Source organism: Streptomyces sp. WM6378 (assembly GCF_001279695.1).
Lineage (GTDB): Bacteria > Actinomycetota > Actinomycetes > Streptomycetales > Streptomycetaceae > Streptomyces.
The window spans coordinates 1-2,298 of the sequence record NZ_LGDD01000096.1 but is presented as its reverse complement, the minus strand read 5'-3'; the positions used below and the strand labels follow the sequence as shown (position 1 = coordinate 2,298).

General features: G+C 72.8%; 1 protein-coding gene. It reads right to left on the bottom strand.

Annotated elements, in window-relative coordinates:
* Nucleotides 1–2,272: acyltransferase domain-containing protein (locus ADK54_RS11330; protein ID WP_234392006.1), on the bottom strand; the 2,272-nt coding region annotated here is incomplete at its 3' end.
* Nucleotides 2,273–2,298 lie beyond the last annotated feature (26 nt).

Here is a 2,298-nt window from a genome sequence, read left to right as displayed (position 1 = left end):
CCGTGATCAGGACCGTACCGGACGAGTCCCAGGCCATCGCCTGCTCGGACCGGGCACGAGCCAACCGCGGCACCAGCACCTCACCACCACGCACCAGCAACTGGGGCTCATCCGACGCCAATGCCCGCGGGAACACCGCCGCTGAGGCATCGTCCTCCACATCCACCAGACCGAAACGGCCCGGATGCTCCGACTGCGCCGACCGCACCAGACCCCACACCGCCGCACCCGCAAGATCCGCACCAGACACCGCACCCCGCGTCACGAACACCAGACGCGACGACACGAACCGGTCCTCGGCCAACCACGACTGGATCACGTCCAGCGCCCCCACCACCGCGGCATGCACCGACTCCACCGTTCCGGCGGAAGCGGCCGTCACCGCCGCCAGCACCGTGCCGTACGCACGGCCGGATGCGGCCAGGGAGGCCAGATCCGCGTAGTGCTCGACCGGGTCCGCGCACCACGCGGCCGTCGAACCCGCGGGGAAGCCGATCGCCGCGACGGTCTCCGCTGTCCCGGTCTGGGGCAGGTGTACGGGGTTCCACTGGACGCGGAACAGCGCATCGTGGCCGATCGAGTTGGTGCCGCTCTCCCACTGGTCCGCGGAGACCGACCGCAGGACGAGTGCGCCGATGGTGGCGACGGGGCCGCCCTCGGCGTCGGCGACGTCCACGGACACCGTGTCGCTGCTGTGCCGGGTGACCCGGACCCGTACGGCCGCGGCGCCGGAGGCGTGCAGCGAGACGTCCTCCCAGGCGAAGGGCACGACCTGCCGGTCGACTCCGTTGAGGGTGACGACGTGCAGGGCCGCGTCGAGCAGTGCCGGGTGGAGGCCGTAGGCCGGTGCCTCGCCTTCGGCCGCGGCGGGCAGGGCGACCTCGGCGAAGACCTCGTCGCCACGGCGCCATGCGGCGCGCAGGCCCTGGAAGTGCGGGCCGTAGTCGAAGCCGCGGTCGGCGAAGCTCGGATAGAAGCCAGTCAGATCGACGGTCTCGGCGTCGGCGGGCGGCCAGGGCGCCGAGGCGAAGTCGGCGGCGGCCGGCTGCGGGTCGACGGCGAGCACGCCGGTGGCGTGCTGCACCCACGGGCGGTCGCCGTCGCCCTCCATCCTGGAGCGCACGCTGAAGGTGCGGCGGCCCGCCTCGTCGGCGGGGCCCACGTGCAGTTGGAGGTGCACGCCGCCGTGCTCGGGCAGGACGAGCGGGGCGGCCAGGGTCAGTTCGTCGACGCGGTCGCAGCCCGCCTGGTCGGCGGCGCGGACGGCGAGTTCGACGAATGCCGTGCCCGGCAGCAGGACCGAACCCATGACGACGTGCCCGGCCAGCCACGAATGGGTGGCGAGCGACAGGCGCGTGGTGAACAGCACACCGTCGCCGTCCGGCAGTTCCACGGCGGCGCTCAGCAGCGGGTGCCCGGCCGCTTCGAGACCGACGGCACCGATGTCCCCGGTTCGGGTGTGGTCGGGGGTCGGCCAGAACCGCTGGTGCTGGAAGGCGTACGTCGGCAGGTCGACAGCGCGGGCGTCCCGGCCGGCGGCGGGGAACGCGGTCCAGTCGATCACGGCGCCGCGTACGTGCAGTTGTGTCAGGGCCGCGAGGAGGGTCGCCTCCTCGGGGCGGTCCCGGCGCAGTGCGGGGACGAGGACGGCCTCCTCGGGAGCGCTCTGGCCGGTGGTGCCGCCGTCCGGGAGGGACTCGCGGGCCATGGCCGTGAGTGTGCCGTCGGGGCCCAGTTCGAGGAAGCGCGTCACGCTCTGCGCGCTCAGGGCGCGGATGCCGTCGGCGAAACGCACTGCGGCCCGCACGTGGGTCACCCAGTATTCGGGGGTGCGCAGCTGATCCGGGGTGGCGAGGTGGCCGGTCACGTTCGATACGACGGACAGTTCCGGCTCGCCGTAGGACAGGCCCTCGGCGACGGCGCGGAAGTCGGCCAGCATCGGTTCCATCAGCGGCGAGTGGAAGGCGTGCGAGACCCGCAGCCTGCTGGTCTCGCGGCCCTCGGCTGTGAAGCGCGCCGCGATGGCCAGTACCGCATCCTCGACACCGGAAACCACCACCGACAACGGACCATTGACCGCCGCGATCGACACCCCACCCATCAGATGCGGAAGAACCTCCTCCTCCGTCGCCCTGATCGCCACCATCGCCCCACCGGCAGGCAGGGCCTGCATGAGCCGTCCGCGAGCCGCCACCAGCATGCAGGCGTCAGCCAGCGTGAAGACCCCGGCGACATGCGCGGCGGCGATCTCGCCGACGGAGTGTCCAGCCACGTACTGCGGCCGGACACCCCAGGACC